At 71.5% G+C, this 20,363-nt stretch carries 16 protein-coding genes and 1 pseudogene; 7 read left to right on the top strand and 10 right to left on the bottom strand.

From position 1 onward, the window contains the following. Positions 1–33: 33 nt before the first annotated feature. Entirely contained in the window at positions 34–276 is a 243-nt protein-coding gene (locus OHT77_RS18640; RefSeq protein ID WP_328829620.1) for a hypothetical protein, read from the bottom strand. Further along, positions 263–1,642 (bottom strand): PspC domain-containing protein, encoded by a 1,380-nt coding sequence (locus OHT77_RS18635; protein ID WP_328829619.1) that lies wholly within the window; start codon positions 1,640–1,642, stop codon positions 263–265. The genes OHT77_RS18640 and OHT77_RS18635 overlap by 14 nt, the downstream gene beginning before the upstream one ends. Before the next feature lie 231 nt (positions 1,643–1,873). Here OHT77_RS18635 and OHT77_RS18630 point away from each other — a divergent pair, with 231 nt between their 5' ends. Both OHT77_RS18630 and OHT77_RS18625 read left to right on the top strand, forming a co-directional pair. Next, a complete protein-coding gene (locus OHT77_RS18630; RefSeq protein WP_266771656.1) occupies positions 1,874–3,166 on the top strand; it encodes an ATP-binding protein in 1,293 nt (430 codons plus the stop codon). Beyond that, the gene (locus OHT77_RS18625) at positions 3,163–3,882 is read left to right on the top strand and encodes a LuxR C-terminal-related transcriptional regulator (protein ID WP_266771658.1); all 720 of its coding nucleotides are present in this window, start codon (positions 3,163–3,165) and stop codon (positions 3,880–3,882) included. The genes OHT77_RS18630 and OHT77_RS18625 overlap by 4 nt, the downstream gene beginning before the upstream one ends. A gap of 25 nt (positions 3,883–3,907) precedes the next feature. Here OHT77_RS18625 and OHT77_RS18620 read toward each other — a convergent pair whose 3' ends face one another. Then, the gene (locus OHT77_RS18620; protein WP_328829618.1) at positions 3,908–4,981 is read right to left on the bottom strand and encodes a C40 family peptidase; all 1,074 of its coding nucleotides are present in this window, start codon (positions 4,979–4,981) and stop codon (positions 3,908–3,910) included. Between the two features lie 487 nt (positions 4,982–5,468). Here OHT77_RS18620 and OHT77_RS18615 point away from each other — a divergent pair, with 487 nt between their 5' ends. Beyond that, positions 5,469–5,822 carry a hypothetical protein gene (locus tag OHT77_RS18615; protein WP_328829617.1) on the top strand — a complete coding sequence of 118 codons (354 nt, stop codon included), beginning with the start codon at positions 5,469–5,471 and terminating at the stop codon, positions 5,820–5,822. On the opposite strand, the gene OHT77_RS18610 is transcribed toward OHT77_RS18615, so the two are convergent. Together OHT77_RS18610 and OHT77_RS18605 are read right to left on the bottom strand one after the other, a co-directional pair. After that, the gene (locus tag OHT77_RS18610; protein ID WP_328829616.1) at positions 5,800–6,789 is read right to left on the bottom strand and encodes a tellurite resistance/C4-dicarboxylate transporter family protein; all 990 of its coding nucleotides are present in this window, start codon (positions 6,787–6,789) and stop codon (positions 5,800–5,802) included. The two genes, OHT77_RS18615 and OHT77_RS18610, sit on opposite strands and share 23 nt — an antisense overlap. Positions 6,790–6,886: 97 nt before the next feature. Next, positions 6,887–7,864 carry a C40 family peptidase gene (locus OHT77_RS18605; protein WP_328829614.1) on the bottom strand — a complete coding sequence of 326 codons (978 nt, stop codon included), beginning with the start codon at positions 7,862–7,864 and terminating at the stop codon, positions 6,887–6,889. 321 nt (positions 7,865–8,185) lie between these two features. Here OHT77_RS18605 and pcrA point away from each other — a divergent pair, with 321 nt between their 5' ends. Continuing rightward, on the top strand, positions 8,186–10,687 hold the full coding sequence (gene pcrA / locus OHT77_RS18600) for a DNA helicase PcrA (RefSeq protein ID WP_328829613.1): 2,502 nt from the start codon (positions 8,186–8,188) through the stop codon (positions 10,685–10,687). A gap of 55 nt (positions 10,688–10,742) precedes the next feature. On the opposite strand, the gene OHT77_RS18595 is transcribed toward pcrA, so the two are convergent. Next, complete coding sequence (locus OHT77_RS18595; RefSeq protein ID WP_328834274.1) at positions 10,743–12,263, bottom strand: M23 family metallopeptidase; 1,521 nt, start codon at positions 12,261–12,263, stop codon at positions 10,743–10,745. 239 nt (positions 12,264–12,502) lie between these two features. Next, on the bottom strand, positions 12,503–13,216 hold the full coding sequence (locus OHT77_RS18590) for a lipase family alpha/beta hydrolase (protein WP_328829612.1): 714 nt from the start codon (positions 13,214–13,216) through the stop codon (positions 12,503–12,505). A 109-nt stretch (positions 13,217–13,325) separates the two neighbouring features. Here OHT77_RS18590 and OHT77_RS18585 point away from each other — a divergent pair, with 109 nt between their 5' ends. Beyond that, positions 13,326–14,570: an IS110 family transposase gene (locus tag OHT77_RS18585; RefSeq protein ID WP_328828914.1), complete on the top strand. Its 1,245-nt coding sequence runs from the start codon at positions 13,326–13,328 to the stop codon at positions 14,568–14,570. A gap of 86 nt (positions 14,571–14,656) precedes the next feature. Here the strand turns inward: OHT77_RS18585 and OHT77_RS18580 are convergent. Then, a pseudogene (locus OHT77_RS18580) lies at positions 14,657–15,004 on the bottom strand (lipase); the annotation flags it as partial. A gap of 476 nt (positions 15,005–15,480) precedes the next feature. Here OHT77_RS18580 and OHT77_RS18575 point away from each other — a divergent pair. Next, positions 15,481–15,906 (top strand): cobalamin B12-binding domain-containing protein, encoded by a 426-nt coding sequence (locus OHT77_RS18575; protein ID WP_266771671.1) that lies wholly within the window; start codon positions 15,481–15,483, stop codon positions 15,904–15,906. 77 nt (positions 15,907–15,983) lie between these two features. Here OHT77_RS18575 and OHT77_RS18570 read toward each other — a convergent pair whose 3' ends face one another. Together OHT77_RS18570 and OHT77_RS18565 are read right to left on the bottom strand one after the other, a co-directional pair. Beyond that, entirely contained in the window at positions 15,984–17,600 is a 1,617-nt protein-coding gene (locus OHT77_RS18570) for a DUF5691 domain-containing protein (protein WP_328829611.1), read from the bottom strand. Positions 17,601–17,637: 37 nt separating this feature from the next. Continuing rightward, complete coding sequence (locus tag OHT77_RS18565; RefSeq protein ID WP_328829610.1) at positions 17,638–18,993, bottom strand: SWIM zinc finger family protein; 1,356 nt, start codon at positions 18,991–18,993, stop codon at positions 17,638–17,640. A 168-nt stretch (positions 18,994–19,161) separates the two neighbouring features. Here OHT77_RS18565 and OHT77_RS18560 point away from each other — a divergent pair, with 168 nt between their 5' ends. Further along, positions 19,162–20,301 carry an ATP-binding protein gene (locus OHT77_RS18560; RefSeq protein WP_266771677.1) on the top strand — a complete coding sequence of 380 codons (1,140 nt, stop codon included), beginning with the start codon at positions 19,162–19,164 and terminating at the stop codon, positions 20,299–20,301. Positions 20,302–20,363 lie beyond the last annotated feature (62 nt).

Here is a 20,363-nt window from a genome sequence, read left to right as displayed (position 1 = left end):
CCGAGGGTCGAGCCGACGGAGGTAGCGCCGCCGTCAGCCGGATATGTTCGGACCCGGGTCGGCCGTGTTACCGCGGCCGGCCCCTCGGCGTCTGCGGACCGCGCCGTTGATGCCCGCCGCCACTCCGGCCAGGACCAGGCCGACCGTGACCAGCGGGATCACCGCGAACCACTCGGTCACCCACAGGCCGCCCGCATCCCCGGCGTAGACCACGCCCGCGGCGGCGAGGAAGAGGCCGGCGACCAGCTTTCCGGGCTGGAACTCATGACGCAGCACGGCTGACCTCCGCCTGTCCGACGCCGACATGGAGGTCCAGGGTCAGCGTGCCGGTGCTCTTGACGCCCGTCGCCGGGGTCAGGGTGACCTGCTGGTGCTTGCCCGGCTCCACGTCCACGTCCTTCTTGTCGTCACCGGGCAACTGGATGTCCCCGACGCCCACGTCCACATTCAGCTTCACCGTCGCGTCCGACGGGACGATCACCTTGAGCTGCCCGACGCCGACCTCCGCGTCCGTCGCGACCGTCTGTCCCTCGGCCAGGCGCAGGCCGGTCAGGTCGAGCGTCCCCACCCCGTTCCCCAAGTCGTACTTCTCCTGGACCTGCGACACCGCCGTCGGCTGCCATATCACGCGCTCCCAGTGCGTGGTGAGGTCCTTGGGCAGGGCCGCCGAGGCGGCGAGCAGGCCGGCCGTGACGATCGCGAGGAACACCGAGCCCGCCCCCGTCCGCCCGAGGAACGCGCTGACCGCGATCCCCAGACCGAACACCACGAGCGCACAGGCGAGGCCCGCCTGCAGGCTGGTGCCGAGTGCCTGGTCGTCCCACTTCGCGGCGGTGCCGACGGCGCCCGCGGCGAGCGCGAGGAGGAAGATCCAGCCGCCGATCCAGCGCGGCCCGCGCGGCTTCGGGGGCGCCGGGCGCGCGATGCGCTGGTCCTCGCGCCAGTGCGGGTACGCAGGGGAGAGTCTGGCGTCGATCACGTCCTCGATGTCACCGTCGCGGGAGTCGCCGGGACCCCACAGATAACCGGTGCCGCCGACGTGGGTGCCGTCCTTGACGATCGGATCCCGCCACCAGGAGGGATAGGAAGTGACCACCGGCGGTGCCTGGGCCTCCGGCGGGGCGTCGGCGACGGCCTGCGCGGCCAGCGGGTCGGGGTCGGGGGCACCGCGCTGCTGCGACCAGTACCCCGCGCCCGCCAGCAGGAGGGAGAGGACGACGGCGAACGTCAGCACACTTGCGTTGCTCAGCATCGACAGGAACACACCGCAGCCCACCAGCGCGAACAGCACGGCCGCCAGGGCCTGGCCGTCGACGCGGCCGGTGAAGAGCTTGCGGACCTCGTTCTCCTCCTCGTCGTCGTACGGGACGAAGAGCCAGGCGAAGCCGTAGAAGATGAGGCCGATGCCGCCCGTCGCGGAGAGCACCGCGAGGGTGATCCGGAAGATCACCGGGTCCATGTCGCACTGCCGCCCGAGCCCCGCGCACACCCCCGCGAGCACCTTGGACCGCCGGTCCCGCCGGAAGCGGTGCGGAGCCGCGGCGCCCTCGCCGGGCACGGCGTCCCGCGGCCCGCCGCCCGCTTCCGGGACCGGGCCGGAGCCGGGTCCCGGACCCGTCGCGGCGTGCTCGTGATCTGTCATGCGTCCATGCTGCCCGCCGCGAGCCGCCGATGGCAGTCGGGACAACCCTGGCCGAACCCTGAGATCCGCCCTGACCCGGACCGGGGGAGTGTTCGACAGCGCCCCCGACCCCGCGAAAGCCGCTCGCCGCACGCCGATTTCGAGAGCGCGGCCCGTCCGATTCGAAGATCAGGGGAGTCTCGGGGGTCGACCCTGATGCCCTGAACGGCGGGGCGTGTGAACATCGGTGGCATGCCGGAAGCCGCAGCATTGCCAGTCGAGGACCCGCGGCCGCCGCGCAAGCTCTACCGCAGCAGTGACGGTCGCTGGCTCGGCGGAGTGGCGCGGGGGCTCGCCGGGCATCTCGGCCTGCCGGTGATCTGGGTGCGGCTGGTGTTCGTCGGGCTGTTCCTCGCGGACGGACTCGGCGCGCTGTTGTACGCGTCGTTCTGGTTCTTCGTGCCGCTCGGCGTCGGCGGTGTCGCCGGCCAGCGGCCCCCGTCGCTCGTCTCCACCGAGACCTCGCCGGACGGCCGCCGCAGACTCGTCGCCCGAAAGCCCGACAAGGGCCAGATCGTCGCCCTTCTCCTCATGGTCGTCGTGGCCCTGGTCTTCGTCGGCAACGTGAATCTGGGCAACGGCGCGAAGGCCTACCTCTTCCCGACCGTCCTCGTCGGCGCGGGCGTCGCCCTCGTCTGGCGCCAGGCGGACAACGCCCGCCGTGCCCGCTGGGCCGAGGTCGGCAGCCGCCGCCGCACGCTCAGCCTGCTGCGCGCGGGCGGCGGCGTCCTGCTGGTCACCGCCGGTGCCACCGCGATCTTCGTGCTGCAGGGTTCCGCCGACCACCTCGGCTCGGTCCTCCAGGCCGCCCTCGCGGTCCTCGTCGGCATCACACTGCTGGCCGGCCCGTATCTCGTGCGGATGACCCAGGACCTCTCCGAGGAGCGCCTGATGCGCATCCGAGCCCAGGAGCGCGCCGAGGTCGCCGCCCATGTCCACGACTCCGTGCTGCACACCCTGACCCTGATCCAGCGCAACGCCGACAGCCCGAGCGAGGTGCGCCGCCTGGCCCGCGCCCAGGAGCGCGACCTGCGCGCCTGGCTGTACAAACCGGAGGGCACCGGCAAGGACGAGGCCGACGAACCCGACACCCTCGCCGAGGCGGTCCGCCGCAGCGCGGCCGAGGTCGAGGACAAGCACGGTGTTCCCATCGAGGTCGTCGTGGTCGGCGACTGCCCGCTCGACGAGAGAATCGGCGCCCAGATGCAGGCCGCGCGCGAAGCGATGGTCAACGCGGCCAAGTACGGTGGCGAGGGCGGCGCCGTGCAGGTCTACGCCGAGGTGGAGGGGAAGAAGGTCTTCGTGTCCGTCCGTGACCGCGGACCGGGCTTCGACCTCGACTCGATACCCGCGGACCGCATGGGCGTCAGAGAATCGATCATCGGCCGTATGGAGCGCCACGGCGGTACGGCACGTCTGCGCGCGGTGCCGGACGGCGGCACCGAGGTCGAGCTGGAGATGGAGAGGGCGGAGAAGACGTCATGAGCGACACGACCGAGACGAACGAACCGGCGGAGCCGACCGGCGGGAGCGCGGGCGGGCGTCACGTGCGGGTGGTCCTCGTCGACGACCACCGCATGTTCCGTACGGGGGTCCAAGCCGAGATCGGCCGGACCGACGAGACCGGTGTCGAGGTGGTCGGCGAGGCCGCGGACGTCGACCAGGCGGTCACGGTGATCACCGCGACCCGCCCCGAGGTGGTCCTCCTCGATGTCCACCTCCCGGGCGGCGGCGGGGTCGAAGTCCTGCGCCGCTGCGCCCCGTTGATGAGCGACGCCGAGCAGCCCGTCCGCTTCCTCGCCCTGTCCGTGTCGGACGCGGCGGAGGACGTGATCGGCGTGATCCGCGGCGGTGCGCGCGGCTACGTCACCAAGACGATCACCGGCACGGACCTCGTCAACTCCATCTTCCGGGTCCAGGAGGGCGACGCCGTCTTCTCCCCGAGGCTGGCCGGCTTCGTCCTCGACGCCTTCGCGTCGACCGACGCCCCGCCGGTCGACGAGGACCTCGACCGCCTCACCCAGCGCGAGCGCGAGGTGCTCCGCCTCATCGCGCGTGGGTACGCGTACAAGGAGATCGCCAAGCAGCTGTTCATCTCGGTGAAGACGGTCGAGTCCCATGTCTCGGCGGTGCTGCGCAAGCTCCAGCTGTCCAACCGGCATGAGCTGACCCGGTGGGCGACGGCACGGCGACTGGTGTGACCCGTAAGGGAGTTCACCCGGGGATTCACACCACCCGGGTCGCCCCCGCGAACGGCATCTCGTCGATGGGCGCCAGCCGCACCGGAGCCGTCGGGTTCGGGGCGTGGATCATCTGGCCGTCACCGACGTAGATGCCGACGTGACTGATGCCGGAGTAGAAGAACACCAGGTCGCCGGGGCGCAGTTCGGAGCGTGAGACGCGCTGCCCGGCGTTGATCTGGGCGTAGGTCGTGCGGGGCAGGGAGACGCCGGCGGAGTTGTAGGCGGCCTGGACGAGGCCCGAGCAGTCGAAGGCGTGGGGGCCCGTGGCGCCCCAGACATAGGGGCTGCCGAGCTTCTGGTAGGCGTAGGAAACGGCCGCCGCGGCGCGGGAGTTGGGGGCGTCGGCAGCGGCCGAGGAGGCACCGGGGGCGGCCAGTGCGCTCCGGGCCGTCGTGGACGAGCGGGACGCGCGGTGGGCGGGCGTGGGGTCGGTGACCCGGGCCTGTTGCTGCGGGGTCAGGCGGGAGAGCAGGCGGCGGGCCTGGTCGAGCTTGCCGTTGATCGTGGTCTTCTGCTTCTTCAGCTCGGCCTGCCGCGACTTCAGCGAGGTCAGCTCGATGTGCGCGGCACCGCGCAACTGCTCGATCTCGCGCAGCTGTTGGCGTACGAGTTCCACGGCCGCCGTCTGCCGGTGGCCGACCCGGTCGGCGAACTCGGCGCCGTCCAGATAGCGTTCGGGGTCGCTCGAGAGCATGAGCTGCACCGCGGGGTCGATCCCGCCGCTGCGGTACTGCGCGGCGGCGACATAACCCAGTGATTCCCGGGCCGAGTTGAGCTTCTCCGTCTTGCGTGCCGCCTCGTCCCGCAGGGTGTTCAGCTTCTTCTCCGCCGCGTCCGCCTTCTCCTTCGCGCCGTCGTACTTCTCGGTCGCGACCTCCGCCTCCTGGTACAGCTTGTCCACCTTGGCCTTGACCTGCGTCGGTGTCAGCTGTGGCTCGGCGTTCGAGGTCCCGTCGAAGGCTGTCGCCGTCGCCGCGCCCGCGAGGGCGATGGTGACGGCGGTGCGGGCCGTATTGCCGCTGAGCGAGCGCTGTCGGAGCTTGCGGTGCGCTGCCACGTGGACTGCACGTCCTTTCGTACGACCGCCGGGGGAGCGGGCGATTGCGCGTCCGGCGGCGGCCCGCACAGGGGGAGCGGGGCCGCCGCCGGACCTTTTCGGCGGTGGTGTCCGGCTGCCGCCCCTGGTCCGGGCGGCGGTGGGGAGCCGGTCACCTGGTGGAGGACGCTAAACCTGACGGTGACGGCCCGGTAACGCATGTCCGGAACTGACAGGAGGTGACCGCGCATTGACCATGGATGACTGTGATCGCGGTCCGGGGTCGCCGCCTTCACGCGGCGCGCTGACCGACCTGGCGGTTCCGGCGTGGGGCGGTGCGGCACGGTGCTATGGGCCGCATATATGCGACGGCCGCCAAGTAGCTCGGGAAGTGGCTCGGGAGGCAGCTTGGGAAGTGGCTCAGGAGGCAGCACGGGAAGCGGCTCGAGAGGCGCTACGCAGGGGCGGTGTCGGCCGGCCTCAGGGCCCCTGATTAGGCTCCGGACCCATGGACGTACTCATCCATCTCTTCGTCGGCCTGCACATCATCGGCATCGCCGCGCTGCTCGGCGGTTTCCTCACCCAGATGAAGGCGATGGGCCAGGGCACCGCCCGCTTCGTCCCCGGCATGCTGCACGGCGCGCTGACCATGCTGGTCACCGGCGCGATCCTCGTCGGCCTCAACCAGGCCGACGACCAGCACGTCAACAACATCAAGATCGGCATCAAGCTCGCGCTGCTGGTCGTGATCCTCGGGCTCGTCTATGTGAAGCGGGACGAGGAGACGGTCGACAAGGGCCAGTTCGCGCTGGTCGGCGGCCTGACGATGGTGAACGTCTTCATCGCGGTCCTGTGGACGTGACCTGCCCCTCGGGCCCCGCGTAGAACCGCACCGCCCCGACCGCGACCACCAGCCAGCCCGCCACCGCGATCCACACGAGCACCTCCCCGGGCGTCCTGAGCCACGAGAAACCCAGGGCCGTCCCCACGGAGAGCACGGCCACCGCCGTCATCCCCAGGGGGAACACGGTCGCCCAGCGCCGCACGTCGTAGCGCAGCCGGGGCCGGACCACCTCCGCGACCGCCAGGACGACGTACCAGGCCATGACGAGCACCAGCAGGGCCTCCGTCACGGCGCGCAGGACGCCCCGGTCGTCGGAGTTCCACAGGTACAGCCCCCCGTTGCCCGCCGCGACCAGCTTCGACCCGGCCAGCGTCGAGATCGCCAGCGCGCCGCCCACCACCCAGTGGTCCCCGGCGCCCGTCACCACCTGCCGTACGTCGAAGTGGCCCAGGGCGACCCCGTAGAGGACCAGTCCGAGCCAGAACAGCACCAGCGCGGTGTGCGCGAGCCAGGCCACCGACTCCGCCGCCGCGAGCGAGGCGCCAAGTACGGCGAGGCCCTGTGTGGCCACGCAGACGAGGAACACCGCGCCCGCCATCCGGCGCTTCCAGTGCCGTACGACATCGACGAGCAGCCCCGGCCACAGCACCGAGGCCAGGGCCAGCAGCGCCTCCGCGAGGGTCTGCCAGCCGGCCGCCGAGAAGCGGGTGCCGATGACGGTGGTCGCGGCCACGGCGGTCAGCCCGGCCGGTGTCTCCGCCTCCGCGAGCCACCGCTGGCGGTCCCGCAGCAGTCGTACGACGAAGTCCGCGGCCAGGGCCAGCCAGGCGGCGCAGGCCAGGGCGAGGACGATGCGGGACAGCGTCTCGTGGCCGATGAGGTGCAGGCCGATCGACACGATCGCGGCGGCCATCACGGCGGTTCCGGCCGCCGCGGGCCGCTGGGACCACCAGGCGCGGAAGCGGGACATACCGGTAGCGGACATGGGCCGATGCTAGGGAGCGGTCCCGGTGCCGACGACGGGCCACGCGCGCGTGGAGCTCAAAAACACCTGCACGCGCGTGTGCGTGCCGAGAACCCGCTCAGGCGGGCCGCACCACGCTGTGGATGACCGCCGTGGCGTCGTGGTGGACCGACTCCTCGCGGACGTAGGCGCCGGGCTTCGGGGCGTGAATCATCATGCCGTCGCCCGCGTAGACACCGACATGGCTGATGTCGTCGTGGAAGTCGTGGAAGAAGACCAGGTCACCGGGTTGTGCGTCGGCCAGGGGGACCGTGGTGCCGGCGTCGGCCTGGTCGGTGGTCGCGCGCGGGAGGGTGACTCCGGTGGCTCTCCAGGCGGCCTGGGTGAGGCCGGAGCAGTCGTAGGAGCCGGGGCCGGTGGCACCCCAGACGTAGGGCTTGCCGACCTGGGCGCGGGCGAAGGCGACGGCCTTGGCGGCCTTCGTGGCGTTGGAGGCGTCGGAAGGGATGCCCGTCGCCGGGTCCGTCTGGGGCGCGGCCTGCTGCTTCTGCGCGGTCAGGTGCGCCAGCAGCTCGCGTGCGGTGGCGAGCTTCTTCTGGACGGCGACCTTGGCCGTCCCCAGGTCGCTGTGCGTGTCGGCGGGGACCGCAGGGCTCCCGGTCGCCGACGGTCCGGTGGCGTACGCGTCACCGGCGTCACCGGCGTCACCGGCGTCACCCGCGTCACCCGCGTTCCTCCGGCGCATGGCCAGCCGGTTCATCAGCTGGGTCTGCTCGAAGTAGTCCGGCGGGATGTCCGCGAGCCGGGAGGCGGAGGCGTCCGGCGCGGAGGCCCCGGTGCGGTACTGCGCGGCGGTGAACGAACCCAGCCACTCCCGCGCGGAGTTGGGCCGCTGCGCGCGCCCTGTCACGTCGTCCAGGATGCTGTCGACGCGCTTGCGCGGCCTGGCCGCGCGCTCCCTGGTCGCGTTGTACTTCTCGGTCGCCGACTCCGCCCGCCGGTAGAGGTCGTCGACCTTCTTCTCGACCTCTCCGAGGCCCGGGTTGCCTGCGATGCGCTTGCCCGTGGAACGCGGCTTGCGGTGCGACGACGCCAAGGGAGGCGACCCCTTCCAGATGGTGCCCGAAGGGCCGTTGCTGTCCTGTCGGGCCGCGACTGACCCACGGTCCGTGCCCGGAAAGGGAGTTGGACCGACGCGCCCCAGGTCGGCGGGGTCGTGCGGCTTGATCGAACGCTAACCAATATGTGTGGCTCGTGTGAAGGTCGATGTTCGTTATGCCCGGTACGCGCCCGTGACCTTGGCCATGCGCGGGATCGGTCGTCGCTGATCGTGATCGAGCGGTTCTGGTCCGTGAATTTTCCCGAGTTCTCGGGGTGGCGGCCGGTTGTCAGTGGGGCGCCCTAAACTCGGAAGGCGATGAGCAGCCTCTTTGACGACAGCTTCCTGGCGGATCTCCAGGGCCCCCGTGCCCACGAGGGAGAGCCCCCGCCCCCGCCCGAGGACGAGCACGGCCCTGAGCCGATTCCGGACGACCTGTTCGGCGGGAAGTTCGACGTGCCCGCGAGCAGGGACGCCCACTACCGGGACGGCGCCCCCCGCCCGGTGGTGGACCCGGCGGCCCTCCTGGACGGGCTGAACGAGAACCAGCGCGCGGCCGTCGTCCACTCGGACACCCCGCTGCTCATCGTGGCCGGCGCAGGCTCCGGCAAGACCCGCGTGCTCACCCACCGCATCGCCTACCTCCTGGGCGAGCGCAATGTGCACCCCGGGCAGATCCTCGCGATCACCTTCACCAACAAGGCCGCGGGCGAGATGAAGGAGCGCGTCGAGCAGCTCGTCGGCCCGCGTGCCAACGCGATGTGGGTGATGACCTTCCACAGCGCGTGCGTGCGCATCCTGCGCCGCGAGTCGAAGAAGCTCGGCTTCACGTCCTCGTTCTCGATCTACGACGCCGCCGACTCCAAGCGCCTGATGGCCCTGGTCTGCCGCGACCTGGACATCGACCCGAAGAAGTTCCCCCCGAAGTCCTTCAGCGCCAAGATCTCGAACCTGAAGAACGAGCTGATCGACGAGGAGGACTTCGCCGCCCAGGCCACCGACGGCTTCGAGAAGACCCTCGCCCAGGCCTACGCCATGTACCAGTCGCGGCTGCGCGAGGCCAACGCCCTCGACTTCGACGACCTGATCATGACGACGGTCAACCTGCTGCGCGCCTTCCCGGACGTCGCCGAGCACTACCGCCGCCGCTTCCGGCACGTCATGGTCGACGAGTACCAGGACACCAACCACGCGCAGTACGCGCTCGTACGGGAACTCGTCGGCACCGCCGCGCACGACGAGGACACCCCGCCCAGCGAACACGACCTGCCCCCGGCCGAGTTGTGCGTCGTGGGTGACGCCGACCAGTCGATCTACGCCTTCCGGGGCGCGACGATCCGCAACATCCTCCAGTTCGAGGAGGACTACCCGAACGCGACGACGATCCTCCTGGAGCAGAACTACCGCTCCACGCAGACGATCCTGAGCGCGGCCAACGCGGTCATCGAGCGCAACGAGTCCCGCCGCCCCAAGAACCTGTGGACCAACGCGGGCGCGGGCGCGCAGATCACCGGCTATGTCGCCGACACCGAGCACGACGAGGCGCAGTTCGTCGCCGAGGAGATAGACCGTCTCACCGACGCGGGTGACGCGAAGGCCGGGGACGTCGCCGTCTTCTACCGGACGAACGCGCAGTCCCGTGTCTTCGAGGAGATCTTCATCCGCGTCGGCCTGCCCTACAAGGTCGTCGGCGGGGTCCGCTTCTACGAGCGCAAGGAGGTCAGGGACGTCCTGGCCTACCTCCGCGTGCTGGCCAACCCGGAGGACGCGGTCCCGCTGCGCCGCATCCTCAACGTCCCCAAGCGCGGCATCGGCGAGCGCGCCGAGGCGATGATCGACGCCCTCTCGCAGCGCGAGAAGATCAGCTTCCCGCAGGCGTTGAAGCGCGTCGACGAGGCGTACGGCATGGCCGCGCGGTCGACGAACGCGGTCAAGAAGTTCAACACGCTGATGGAGGACCTGCGGACGATCGTCGACTCCGGGGCGGGCCCGGCGACGGTCCTTGAGGCCATCCTCGAACGCACCGGCTACCTCGCCGAGTTGCAGGCCTCGACCGACCCCCAGGACGAGACCCGCATCGAGAACCTCCAGGAACTGGCCGCCGTAGCCCTGGAGTTTGAGCAGGAGAACAGTTCGGGCGATGGGGAGAGCGAGACGCCGGTCGGGCTCGCCGCGTTCCTGGAGCGGGTGGCGCTGGTCGCCGACTCGGACCAGATCCCCGACGAGGACGAGGACGGCTCCGGAGTCATCACGCTGATGACCCTGCACACCGCCAAGGGACTCGAGTTCCCGGTCGTCTTCCTCACCGGCATGGAGGACGGCGTGTTCCCGCACATGCGCGCCCTCGGCCAGGCCAAGGAGCTGGAGGAGGAGCGGCGCCTCGCGTACGTGGGCATCACGCGCGCGCGGGAACGCCTCTACCTCACCCGCTCCTCGCTGCGCAGCGCCTGGGGACAGCCGTCGTACAACCCGCCCTCGCGCTTCCTGGAGGAGATCCCGGCGGCGCACGTGGAGTGGAAGCGGACCGGCGCCATGGCGGCCCCGCCGTCGACGGGTCCGGCCTCGGGCATCGCGGCCTCGCTGTCCTCGTCCCGCTCGCGCTCGTCGGCGTCGGGCGCCTCGGGCTTCGCGACCCGCCGCACCTCGGAGAAGCCGGTCGTGGCGCTGTCCGTCGGCGACCGGGTCACGCACGACCAGTTCGGCCTCGGCACGGTGGTCGGCGTGAAGGGCACGGGGGCGAACGCGGAGGCGACGGTCGACTTCGGGGAGCCGAAGCCGAAGCGGCTGCTGCTGCGGTACGCGCCGGTGGAGAAGCTGTAGCCCGTAAGGGAGTTGCCCTTACGGGGTCTGCCCGTAAGGGAGCCGGGGCGGCGGCTTACGTCGGGTCGAGTCCGTGGCTGCGGAGCCACGGGAGCGGGTCGATGGCCGCCCCGCCCGCCGGGCGCACCTCGAAGTGCAGGTGCGGGCCGGTGGAGTTGCCCGAGTTCCCGGAGTACGCGATCGGGTCGCCGGCCTTCACCGTCGTACCGGAGGCGACCCGGTAGGTGGAGAGGTGGCAGTACCAGGTCTGCGTGCCGTCCTTCTCGGTGAGGATCAGCATGTTGCCGTAGGCGCTGTTCCACTTCGTGCTGACGACGCCGTCGGTCGCGGCCATCACCGTCGTGCCGTACGAGACGGGGAAGTCGATGCCCGTGTGCACGGACATCCAGTTGACGCCGGCCTGGCCGAAGTAGGCGCTGAGGCCCCTCTGCGTCACCGGCAGCACGTACTTGGGGCGCAGCCGCTCCTTGCGGGCCGCCTCCGCCGCCGCCTTCTTCTTGTCGGCCTCCTGCTGCGCCTTGAGGTCGATGCGTTCCTGCGTACGGCTGGCCCGGTCGGCGAAGTCGTCGGCACCGGCCGACAGGCTCTTGATCTGGGCGTCCAGCTTGTTGTTCGCGACGGACGGCTGGACCGTGGTCGCTTCGGAGGCGGACGCCGTGGTGTCACCGCCCCCGGTCAGCGTGCCGACGGACGCGGCGGCGATCCCGGCGACACCCATCACACACGCGGACGGTACGGCGATGGTCATCAGCGCGGACCGCTTCGGGGGCGTACGGCGCCGGGAACGGCTGCCGTTGCGGGACGCGGCGCGCGAGGCGGTCTCCGGGGCCGGGGTGAACTCCTCCTCGTCCTCGAGGAGTTCGTGGTGCGGCTGGGCGCCGTCGTGGTCCGGGTCGGCGTCGTCGAGGGCGGGCAGCTCGCCGGTGGCGGTCAACTCGCCGTCCTCCGGGGCCGGTTCGCCGTACGACTCGCCCGCTCCGCCGTACGTCCCGTCGTAGGAGGCCTGTTCGAAGGTGGTGGTGGCCTCGGCGGGGGTGCCGTCGGCGTTCCACTGCGTGGCGTCGTACGCGCCGGTGTCGAAGGCCTGCGTGCCCCATTCCCACTGCTGGGTCTGGTCGGCGGGGGCGGGGTGATGGGCCGAAGTGTCGGGCTGGAGCCAGGCGTTGGCGTCCCACTGGCCGCTCGCGTCGTGACCGGCGGTCTGCGGCGGGATGGCGGACAGCTGCTGGTAGTCGGCCGACCAGGCGGTGGTCTCGTAGGCGCCCGTGTCGTACGTGGCGTGGTGCTGGGCCGCGTACGGGTCGTAGTTCAGGGTGTGTTGGGCATCCGTGGACCAGGCGGAGGAGTCGTAGGCGCCGGTGTGGTGCGATCCGGTGTCGTGGGCGTGGCCCGACATGTCGCCGAAGAGGGGGTCGGTCGCGAAGCTCGCGGTGGCGTGGCCGCCGGTCGCGCTCTGCTGAAAACCCGTGGCGGTGTGGTCGCCGTACGTGGTGAAGTCACCGTACTGGGCGTCCTGCCCGCCGTACGACGCGTAGTGCGCCGCGGTGGCATCGGAAGCCGGAGCCGGGGTGGTCATGGTCCCCGACGGGTGACGATCGTTCACCAACTTCTCTATTCGCCTCGACAACAGGGGCTGCCAGAGCAGTGCGGTGGACTGTACCCGGCGGTATGCGGGCACGACAATCTTCGTCAGGTTTCGCGTCAGCAGGAAACGGGCATTCGGCCGTGTTTCGGGGGACGGCGGGCACGGGTTTGGCCTTGGGTTCGAATATCGTTCGATCTTCCCGGGGCTGTGAGCCCGCTGTCGGTCTCCGGTCAGGCCACTGTCAGGCCGCCCGCGCGGGTCGCGGGCCGGGCTTCCGGACGCGGGGTGTCGAGGGCCTGGCGTATGCCCGTCGCCACGGCCGGGTGGACCGGAAGGGCGAGATGGCCGATACCGCTCACCTGGACGTTCTGGGTGATCAGGTCGGGGTGGTCGACGCAGGCCGTCTCCAGCGGCTCCATCAGGTGGTCGAGGTCGCTCCAGAAACTGACGAAATGCGTGCGGCAGCCGGGCGCGGGCCGGGACAGCTCCTCGATCACCGGCGAGCCGGGCCGCATCTGGCGGACGATCGGGTGCGCGTTCGCCAGCGGGACCACGGCGGTGCCCGAGTGCGGGGTGCCGAGCGTCACCAGCGTGCGGACCCGCAGGTCGCCGCCGAGCCGCTGCACGTAGTAGCGCGCGATCAGCCCGCCGAGGCTGTGCCCGACGATGTCGACCTCCCGGCTGCCCGTGCGCTCGCAGATCTCCTCGATGTGCCGGCCGAGCAGCTCCGCGGCGGTGCGGATGTCGCAGGTCAGCGACTCAGCGCACCTTCGGTGCGCGCCGGGGGCGTGGTAAATGCCGTGGCGCGCGCCGGAGATGCTTCTGTCTGCCCTGACGTGGGCTGATGTCGGTCCGGGACGCTGGAGGGGTTCGTTCCGGCCGAAACCGATGCCTCTGTGATGCCGGTGAGCTCGCAGGTCAGCGTGGTACTGGGGACCGTCCACGGGAACCGTGGAGTGTTGCTGTGAAGCACGTGCGTCAGAATTCCTGATCCACCCTGGTCCTCCCGGAACGGCGTACGACGGGTCCGTCCGCCAGGGAGGGAGCAAGGCCGTGGACGTGCTGCACGAACGCTGCGCCGGCCTCGACATCAGCAAGAAGGACGCCAAGGTCTGCATCCGCACCCCGAGTTCGAAGCGGCGGGGGTCCTTCACGACCGAGACCACGACGTGGGGATCGACGACGAACGCGATCCTGGATCTGCGGGACCATCTGCTTGCCGCACGGGTGACGCTGGTGGTGATCGAGGCGACCTCGGACTACTGGAAGCCGTTCTACTACGTGCTGTCCGAGGGCCTGAACGTGATCCTGGTCAACGCCCGGCAGGTCAAGAACCTGCCCGGCCGCAAGACGGACGTCTCCGACGCGGCCTGGCTGGCCCAGCTCGGCGCCCACGGCCTGGTCAGGCCCTCCTTCGTGCCGCCCGAGCCGGTGCGCGAACTACGGGACCTCACCCGGGCCCGGACCACCGCCACCCGTGAACGAAGCCGTGTGGTCCAGCGGCTGGAGAAACTGCTGGAGGACACCGGCATCAAACTCTCCGCGGTCGCCTCCGACATCATGGGCGTCTCCGGCCGGGCCATGCTCGAAGCCCTCATCCGCGGCGAAGGCGACCCCCAGACCCTCGCGGACCTGGCCAAACGCAGGCTCCGCAACAAGATCCCTGAACTCACCGAGGCCCTGACCGGACGCTTCCGCGAACACCACGCGTTCCTGACCCGCCTCCACCTGGACCAGTACGACCAGCTCACCACGATGATCGACCAGCTCAGCGGACGCATCGAAGAGGCGATGGCCCCCTTTCGTGGCGCCCTCGACCTGCTCGACACCATCCCCGGCATCAACCAGGCCGTCGCCGAAGTGATCATCGCGGAGACCGGCGGCGACATGAACCGGTTCGCGACGGCCAAGCACCTCGCTTCCTGGGCCGGAGTCTGCCCCGGCCACCACGAATCCGCCGGACGCACCAAGAACACGAAGGTCCGCCCCGGCAACCCCTACCTCAAAGGCGCCCTCGGCCTCGCCGCGTTCGGCGCGGTCAGAACGAAGGACACCTACCTCGCCGCCCGCTATAAACGGCTGACCGCACGCCGCGGCCCGCTCAGGGCACTGGTCGCCGTCGAGCACTCGATCATCACCGCGATCTGGCACATGCTGAGCGATCACGTCGGCTACCAGGAACTCGGCGGCACCTACTTCACCCAACGTGATCCCGAACGGGCCACCCGCCGCGCGATCACCGCACTCAACCAGCTCGGATACACCGTCACCCTCAACCCGCGGGAGACCGCAGTCTGACCGGCAGTCCCGGACACCCGGCGACCTTTTACGGCCACCGGGCACTCAGCCCTACCCACACCCACCCTGACCTGCTGCTATTTACGCGTCAGGGGCGAGTAGTTCAGCGACTCGACCTGGCGGTGGCCGTGCTGGGCCAGGGAGCGGCGCAGCAGCACGAACACCGAGCGGTTGTCGATGAACCCGTGCAGCAGCACCACCGGCGGCTTCGCCTCGGTCGGCAGCTGGGTCGCGTCCTCCGGGGACGGCGGCTCGGGCAGCGGTTCCCGGCGTTCCTGGACGATGCCGGAGGGATAGAGGAGGAGGTGGCCCGCGAGGATCACGATCTCCAGGGCGGTCGCTTTCAGGAGGGTTATGGAGAGGCCCGCCAGCCTGTCGGGCAGGAGGCGCTGACAGAGGGGGAGAACGGGCGCTGCGGCCCCGGTGACCTTCATGGCCGACCTCCTGTCGGCACACGGAACGACAGCTCCGTCCCCCGTGTGCCCTCGTGGGAGGCCACGGCGAGGATCACCGACGGTGCGCGAGTGGTGCGCGTGGGGTGAGCGCGGCGTACGGCGGAACCGATGCCGTCGACCGGACGGGGAACCCTGCCGAGGTGGCGACGAGGCTTCCCGGTGTCGTGCCGAACCTGCCCTGCGTGCCCTTCGTGCCTGCGCCGATGCGCCGCACCACCACGGCGCGCGGCCTGCGGCGCGGTGGTGCGGCGACCTCGTTGCGGCTCCCGGTGCGCGTGTTCCCGCCGGAACGTCGCGCGGTGAACGTGTCCCATTGTGTGATTTCCCCCTCGGTATCCGCCGCGAAACTGCCGGTTGCGGGATGCTGGAGATAACGTTCGTTCACTTCCCGCGATGACGCGGGTGCCGCGGTACCCGTGGGTAGGGATGAACGCAGTCGCTTCATGGAGGCAGTGATGGGTGTGGCAGCCGGTCCGATCCGCGTGGTGGTCGCCAAGCCGGGACTCGACGGCCACGATCGCGGGGCCAAGGTGATCGCGCGGGCGCTGCGCGACGCCGGTATGGAGGTCATCTACACCGGCCTCCACCAGACGCCCGAGCAGATCGTCGACACCGCGATCCAGGAGGACGCCGACGCGATCGGCCTCTCCATCCTCTCCGGCGCCCACAACACGCTCTTCGCCGCGGTGATCGACCTGCTGCGGCAGCGCGAGGCGGAGGACATCCTCGTCTTCGGCGGCGGCATCATCCCCGAGGCGGACATCGCCCCCCTCAAGGAGAAGGGCGTCGCGGAGATCTTCACGCCCGGGGCGACCACACAGGCCATCGTGGACTGGGTGCGGGAGAACGTGCGACAGGACTCCACCACCGGAACGCGGTGACGTTTTCGGCCCGTCCGGCGTTCGAGGACGAGGCCGTTCAGGCCGAAGGGGGGTTTGGGGGCGCAGCCCCCAAGCTTCTACGGCGCCTCCAACTCCCGCGCCATCGCAGCCCGTAGCTGCAATGTCGTGACCAGCCGCTGAAACGCCTCCGCCCAGTAACTCCCCGCCCCCGGCGCCGCGTCCTCCGTCTCGTCCGGCACCGCGAGCAACCCGTCCAGCCGCCCCGCCTCGCCCGGATCGAGACACCGCTCGGCCAGCCCCATCACCCCGCTGAAGCTCCACGGATAACTCCCCGCGTCCCGCGCGATGTTGAGCGCGTCCACGACAGCCCGCCCCAGCGGCGCGGCCCACGGCACCGCACACACCCCGAGCAGCTGGAACGCCTCGGACAGCCCCTGCGCGGCGATGAACCCGGCCACCCAGTCCGCCCGTTCGCCCCCGCCCAGCGTGCTCAGCAGCTTCGCCCGCTCGGCCAGCGACACCGCCCCCGGCCCACCCGCCTCGGGCGCGGACGGCATCCCGAGCAGCGCCCGGGACCAGTCGGCGTTCCGCTGCCGTACGGCCGCCCGGCACCAGGCCGCGTGCAGTTCGCTCCGCCAGTCGTCCGCGACCGGAAGGGCCACGATCTCCTGGGGCGTACGACCGCCGAGCCGGCGCTCCCACGTCCCGAGCGGCGTCGCCTCCACCAACTGGCCGAACCACCACGAGCGTTCACCTCGTCCCGCCGGAGCCTTCGCCACGACACCGTCTCGCTCCATGCTCGAGTCGCACTCGTGCGGCGCCTCGACGACCAGGCCAGGCACCTCGCGCGTCCGGTCCACGGCCACGCAGGCCGACGCCCGCACCGCCATCCGCGCGGCGAGCGCCGAGTCCGGCAGCGCCGACAGCAACTCGGCCGCCGTGGCACGCACATTGCGGCTCCGGTCGGCCAACGCCTGCTCCAGGAACGGCTCGTCGTCGGCCGCGAGTCCCGTCCGCAGCGAGTCGAGGAACATCAGCCGGTCCTCGGCCCGCTCCGTCGTCCACGTCGTGGCCAGCAACTCGCGCGCGGCAGCGGGCTGTTGCGCCCGTATCGCCGCGAGCAGGGCGACCCGCTCGGCGAACAGGCCCTCCTGCCACAGCTGTTGGACCTGGTCCGGGGCGTCGAGGTCGGGCAGGGCGGTACCGCCGCCCGGGGTGGCGCGCAGGGCGAACCGCCAGTCCGGGTTCAGCCGGGCCAGCCACAACGCGCGCGGGCCCGCGAACTCCAGCGCCGCAGGCCGCAGATCCGTCCGCCCCCGCGCTGCGTCCAGCAACGCCGGCAACGCCTGGACCGGCGCGGCGAATCCCCGCGCGTTGGCCGCCGTCAGCCACTGGGGCAGCAACTCCATGAGATCCGGCGAGGTGCCCCTACGGCCGCCACCGCCCGCGCCGGGACGGTCGGCCAGCAGCATCGCCAGCCTGCGTGCCGCCGCGGCGGGCAGCGCCGGACGCGCGTCGGGCGCGGCGGGCTCCGGACGCTGTGCCGCCGGCGCCGGACACAGCCCGGCCCGCCGCCGTACGGTCTCCACGGCCGCCGCGTCCAGGAGGGTCACGGGTGCGTCCTGGCCCGGGGCGTGGCCCGGAGGTGTGCGGCGGTCAGTGCCGAGCAGGGCCGTGGTGACGAGGTCCTCCCAGTCGCCCGCGGGGGGCGCCGGAGCGGAGGTGCTGTTCATGCGGTGCCTTTCCGTCGGTGTGTCTGAGGGGTGGGGTTCAGCACAGGGACACGGCCTCTCCCGCCCCCTCCGGCCAGGCCGTCAGCGGGGTGAAGCCTCGGTGGCCCAGCTCGCCGAAGACCTTCACCGGGGCGCCCCCGGAGAGCGCGACGAGCCGCCACAGGCCGGGGCGGGCACGGGCGCTCGGGGTGAGCGGCACCGCCAAGTCCGCGTCGACGTCGGCCAGTTGCCAGGAGTCGCCGTCCGGGGTGGGCACGACCCGGTCCAGGGTCACCGGGACCGCGTCCAGCCACGGGTCGTGGCGGAGCGCCTCTCCGTAGCGTGCGGCGGCCTGAGCCGTCGACACCCCGCTCGGCCGTGCCGTCGTAGAGGAGGGCGCCGCGAACTGCTCGCCCAGGGCCGCCCGGAGCTGCCCCGCGCCCGGGAACGCCGATATCTCCGCGTCCAGGGCCAGCCCCATCGGCAGCGCCAGCTCGGGGGCGCGGCCACCGGCGCCGTAGGAGAGGAGGAGGGATGTGCGGTCCGACTCCGTGCCGTGCAGCCAGATTCTTCGGGTCGTCAGTTTCGGGTCCACCGTGTCGTACTGGGCGAGGACCAGCCAGTGGTCGCGCAGCGGCGGGCCGTCCGCCGTGCCGGAGAGGCCGATGCGGGAGCGGACCGTCGCCGCCAGGTCGTCGGGCAGGCGCTCGCGGCGCAGCCAGGCCTGGTCGAGGAGGTGGAGCAGCGCGCACTCCTCCAGCAGTCGCACGGGCCAGCCGGGGCCCGATGCCGGGATCGCCCCCAACTCCCTTGCCCGCGCGGCCAGTCCGGGGGCCTGCGCGTCGACCATGCGGGCCGCGGTCTCCTCCCACAGCGCGTACCCGCCCTGCTCCGCCGAGGCGAGGCCGGTGCGCAGCAGGTCCGTCAGCCGCTGCTCCAGCTCGCCCGCGCCCGCGCTGATCCGCTCGGCCCGGCGCTCCGCCCTGCGCCGCGCGGCCTCCGGGTCAGCGGCGGCCTGCGCACCGGACGCGCCCGCCGCCCGCTTCTCCTCCGTCCGCTTCCGCCGCCCCGCGAGCCACTCCTCGGCCCAGTCCGGCGCCTGGCCCGACGACGGCACCGCGCCGTCCCCGCCGGCCCAGAGCAGCAGCAGTCCCAGCGCGTGCTTGCACGGGAACTTCCGGCTGGGACAACTGCACTTGTACGCCGGACCCGCGGTGTCCGCGATGTCGACGACCGTCTGATACGGCTTGCTGCCACTGCCCTTGCACAGCCCCCACACCGTCCCCTCGTCAGAACTCCCCGCCTCGGACCACGGCCCCGCCGCCCCGAGCTTGCTTCCCGCTTTGCGTGACGCTGCGTCAGGCGCCAGTGCCAGCACCTGGTCAGCCGTCCAGCGCACCCCCTGCTGAGTCATGTCGTCGAAGGTAGATCCCACCACTGACAATCGGTCCGCGAGCGGTGGACGGGCTGAGCTGTGACAGGGGTCCGCGACGGTGTTTTCGCAGGTCGGATCGCGTTGTCAGTGGCGTGGTGCACGGTGGACACCAGATCCGAACCGGCCGAGCTGGAGGGGGCCTCAGCCATGACTGTGTCCGTAGAACCCACACCGTCCACGTCCGCGGTGGCGAGCGAGAAGCCGTCGAGCGAGGCGTTGCGGCCGCACGCCGAGGACGCCTTCGCCGATGAACTGGCCGCGCTGGCGGCGCAGGACGACCGGCCGCGTCCGGTCCGCTGGAAGATGTCGCCGTGGGCGGTCGCCACGTATCTGCTCGGCGGCACGCTGCCGGACGGCACGGTGATCACACCGAAGTACGTCGGCCCGCGCCGCATCGTCGAGGTCGCCGTCACCACCCTCGCCACCGACCGCGCCCTGCTCCTGCTCGGCGTGCCCGGCACCGCGAAGACCTGGGTGTCCGAGCACCTCGCGGCGGCGGTCAGCGGCGACTCGACCCTGCTCGTGCAGGGCACCGCCGGCACCCCGGAGGAGGCGATCCGCTACGGCTGGAACTACGCGCAGCTGCTCGCCAACGGCCCGAGCCGCGCCGCCCTCGTGCCCAGCCCCGTCATGCGGGCCATGGCCGAGGGGATGACCGCGCGCGTCGAGGAGCTGACCCGTATCCCGGCCGACGTACAGGACTCGCTCATCACGATCCTGTCCGAGAAGACGCTGCCGATACCGGAGCTGGGCGGAGAGGTGCAGGCCGTCCGCGGCTTCAACCTGATCGCCACGGCCAACGACCGCGACCGCGGGGTCAACGACCTCTCCAGCGCGCTGCGCCGCCGGTTCAACACGGTGGTGCTGCCACTGCCGGAGAGCGCCGACGCCGAGGTCGAGATCGTCGCCCGCCGCGTCGACCAGATCGGCCGCTCCCTCGACCTGCCCGCCGTGCCGGAGGGCGTCGACGAGATCCGCCGCGTGGTGACCGTCTTCCGCGAACTGCGCGACGGCATCACCGCCGACGGCCGCACCAAGCTCAAGTCGCCCAGCGGCACGCTGTCGACGGCCGAGGCGATCTCCGTCGTCACCAACGGCCTGGCCCTGGCAGCCCACTTCGGGGACGGACTGCTGCGCCCGAGCGATGTCGCCGCGGGCATCCTCGGCGCCGTCGTCCGCGATCCGGCCGCCGACCGCGTCATCTGGCAGGAGTACCTGGAGGCGGTCGTCCGCGAGCGTGACGGCTGGAAGGACTTCTACCGTGCCTGCCGCGAGGTGAGCGCGTGAGCGGCTACGGGGGGCAGGACGACGAGGACTCCAGCTGGAGCTACTTGAGCTACTGGAGCTGC

Source organism: Streptomyces sp. NBC_00252 (assembly GCF_036187565.1).
In the GTDB taxonomy this organism is placed as follows: Bacteria; Actinomycetota; Actinomycetes; order Streptomycetales; family Streptomycetaceae; genus Streptomyces.
Note: the sequence above shows the minus strand (reverse complement) of the source record. Positions and strands in the feature narration are given on the sequence as shown.

Coding starts and splice junctions, on each gene's coding strand:
- OHT77_RS18635 (WP_328829619.1), bottom strand. CDS start 1,642: ATGACAGATCACGAGCACGCCGCGACGGGTCCGGGACCCGGCTCCGGC.
- OHT77_RS18630 (WP_266771656.1), top strand. CDS start 1,874: ATGCCGGAAGCCGCAGCATTGCCAGTCGAGGACCCGCGGCCGCCGCGC.
- OHT77_RS18625 (WP_266771658.1), top strand. CDS start 3,163: ATGAGCGACACGACCGAGACGAACGAACCGGCGGAGCCGACCGGCGGG.
- OHT77_RS18615 (WP_328829617.1), top strand. CDS start 5,469: ATGGACGTACTCATCCATCTCTTCGTCGGCCTGCACATCATCGGCATC.
- OHT77_RS18610 (WP_328829616.1), bottom strand. CDS start 6,789: ATGTCCGCTACCGGTATGTCCCGCTTCCGCGCCTGGTGGTCCCAGCGG.
- pcrA (WP_328829613.1), top strand. CDS start 8,186: ATGAGCAGCCTCTTTGACGACAGCTTCCTGGCGGATCTCCAGGGCCCC.
- OHT77_RS18595 (WP_328834274.1), bottom strand. CDS start 12,263: ATGACCACCCCGGCTCCGGCTTCCGATGCCACCGCGGCGCACTACGCG.
- OHT77_RS18575 (WP_266771671.1), top strand. CDS start 15,481: ATGGGTGTGGCAGCCGGTCCGATCCGCGTGGTGGTCGCCAAGCCGGGA.
- OHT77_RS18570 (WP_328829611.1), bottom strand. CDS start 17,600: ATGAACAGCACCTCCGCTCCGGCGCCCCCCGCGGGCGACTGGGAGGAC.
- OHT77_RS18565 (WP_328829610.1), bottom strand. CDS start 18,993: ATGACTCAGCAGGGGGTGCGCTGGACGGCTGACCAGGTGCTGGCACTG.
- OHT77_RS18560 (WP_266771677.1), top strand. CDS start 19,162: ATGACTGTGTCCGTAGAACCCACACCGTCCACGTCCGCGGTGGCGAGC.